Here is a 2547-nt window from a genome sequence, read left to right as displayed (position 1 = left end):
GACAAGCTGGTGGTCGAGGTGTCGACGTCGCTGCATGATGCCGATCTCGTCGGCGACAGCTATGACGTCACCATCCGCTACGGCGCGCTCGAGGATTCGAGCCTCTTTGCGCGGCCGATCGGGCATCAATCCTTCTGCCTCTGCGCGACGCCCGATTATTTCGAGGCGCATGGGATGCCGCGCAATCTTGCCGACCTCAAGGAGCATAATTGCCTGACGGGGCAATCCGGCTACTGGCAATTCAACTCCGGCGCCGGCACGGTCAAGACGCGCGTGCAAGGCACCTGGAAATGCGACGATGGCATGGCGATCCTCGCTGCCGCGCGGTCGGGGCTCGGCCTGGCGCAACTGCCCGTCGTCTTCATCCGCAAGGAGTTGCAGACGGGCCAGCTCGTCGGCGTCGAAGGCGACTGGAGCTATTACGACCGCGACGTCTGGGCCGTCTATGGCCACAAGCAGAATCTGTCGCTCAAGGTTCAGCTCTTCCTCGAGTTCCTGACGACACGTTTTGAACGAGCGCATCAGCGGCCGAAGCGGTTTCACCTGCCGCCGGACTGGAAGAACATGGATTGAATGTCGCGGGAGCCGGAACGAACTCCGGGATGACGAGGGGAGGGACAATCGTCATCCCGGACGCAGACCAGTGTGAGGCGCGGTCTACTCTGAGTGTCGATCTCGAATTCGTCGATCAGGCGTCAGCGGGTTCTTTTTCTTCCGTGGCGTCCCAAAGCTGGTTTGCCTTCGTCAGGTCCATCACGACCTCGAAGCGATCGACCATGTCCGGCTGGATGTCCTTTACGTCGACGTAGAATTGCTCGTACCAGCGGCGAAGCTGATAGATCGGCCCGTCGCCCTCGCAGAGCAGCGGATTGTCGATGCGCCTCTTATGCTTCCAGATATGCACATCCTGGAAGAAGCCGTCGCGATTGCCCTTGGCATAAAGCTGGGCGATCTGGTCGTTCGCTTCGTCCGGCAGACCTTCGATCTTCTTGACCATCAATCCGACATGCAGGTGGAAACTGTTGTGGTCGATCGGCACATGGCAGTTGATGAGATAGGCCTGAACCTCCATGCCGCTGACGAGGCTCTTCAGATAGTCGATCATGTAGGACGGGCCGTAGTAACAGGCGTCCGAATAGAGCTCGTCGATCTCGACTTTCATGCCGCCGAACTCGGCCATGTTGCTGCCGTCGGCAGACGCGCGGGGTTTGCCCGTCATGATCTGGCGCGCGGTATGGCCGTCGAAGGTGTTCTTGAAGGATTTCGCGCGAGCGCCGTGCACGTAGTAGAAATGCGCCATGTCGGAGACGTTGTCGATCAGCTCGCGCGCATTGGTGTCTATGCGAACCGTCTCCCAGATCCAGTCGCTCCAATTGCCGTCGAAGACTTCGGGGATGTGCGGGATGCGGACTTTCGGATCGGGCGGGTTGCCTTCCGGATCGTTCCAGATGAAGAGCTGCTTGTTTTCTTCAAGGGTCGGCCAGGACTTGATACGCGCCTTAGGCGGCACGCGCGTGCAGTAGGGGATCTCCTTGCACTTGCCGTCGCCGCCCCAGCGCCAGCCATGGAAGGGGCAGGCGACCGTATCGCCTTCGATGGTTCCCTCGCCGAGATCCGCGCCCATATGCGGGCAATAGCCGTCGATCACATGGAGGTCGCCGGCCTGGTCCTGAAAGATGACCACGCGCGAGCCGAAGACGTCCATCGAATGCGGCTTGCCGTCCCTGAAGGGTTCGGCGAGGCCGAGGCAATGCCAGCCGCGCGCATAACGCGGCGGCGGGTTTGTCGCTTCGATGATTCTGACTTCGCTTTCGTGCAGGCCCATTGTTCCTCCTCCAACGCCTCGCGCGACATCTTCCGAGGCGAGCCCGTCGCGCCCGCGCCCGGCCGGCGATGGACGCCGGTCCGCCTTATGCTTAGCGATAATCTAGAACGTAAATAAAGCTCCGAATACCCTCATACCCTATATGGACTATCCATATGAGCTAGACGCTGGCCACCTTGGCGGCAGGCGCTTCGGCTTCCAGCGGAATTTCGAAAAGCGGCGGTCCGAAGATGGGGCGAAAGGAACCGGGTTCGCCGCCGTCGATGTCCTTGATCCCGTAATGGCGCGCGAGCTCGGCGGTATAGAAAGTGCCGCCCGACAGGCGCATCAGATCGGGATCGTGATAGAGCGCGTCGATGAGCCGTCCGCCGAAGCGCGGCGTCTCCGCATTTTTCTCGCCGCCCAGATGTTCGAACATGGCGGGAAAGCCGCGCAGGCCGAGCAGTGTGCGCTCGGTCTTGACGAGGCCGTGCCAGAAGGAAATGGCCGCGACATTGTGTGGGCGAAGATCATGCGCCATGTCGTGGGCGAGTTTGTCCTGACCGGTCTTGCTGAGGCCATAGGGCAGCGTGTGCAGGTAGGCGCGCGAGCCGCAGGACGAGGTGTTGACGATCAGCCCTTTGCCCCCCGCGATCATCATCGGCGCGGCATACCAGCTCGCCACATAGCTCGAGCGCAGGCCGACGTCGATCATCTTCTCCCACATGTCGAGCGGGCGCTCC

Annotated in this window: 3 protein-coding genes; 1 reads left to right on the top strand and 2 read right to left on the bottom strand. The window is 61.3% G+C overall.

Annotated elements, in window-relative coordinates; translation table 11 throughout:
- Positions 1 to 573 (top strand): substrate binding domain-containing protein (locus VMR03_RS01090; RefSeq protein ID WP_325401422.1); only part of this gene is annotated, 573 nt, incomplete at its 5' end.
- 115 nt (positions 574 to 688) lie between these two features.
- Here the strand turns inward: VMR03_RS01090 and VMR03_RS01085 are convergent.
- Together VMR03_RS01085 and VMR03_RS01080 are read right to left on the bottom strand one after the other, a co-directional pair.
- The gene (locus VMR03_RS01085; protein ID WP_325401420.1) at positions 689 to 1825 is read right to left on the bottom strand and encodes a Rieske 2Fe-2S domain-containing protein; all 1137 of its coding nucleotides are present in this window, start codon (positions 1823 to 1825) and stop codon (positions 689 to 691) included.
- 160 nt (positions 1826 to 1985) lie between these two features.
- Positions 1986 to 2547, bottom strand: a 562-nt coding sequence (locus VMR03_RS01080) for an SDR family NAD(P)-dependent oxidoreductase (RefSeq protein ID WP_325401418.1), incomplete at its 5' end; no start/stop codon positions are given.

The organism is Parvibaculum sp., from assembly GCF_035511255.1.
GTDB lineage: Bacteria > Pseudomonadota > Alphaproteobacteria > Parvibaculales > Parvibaculaceae > Parvibaculum.
This window is presented reverse-complemented; position numbering and strand designations above follow the sequence as displayed.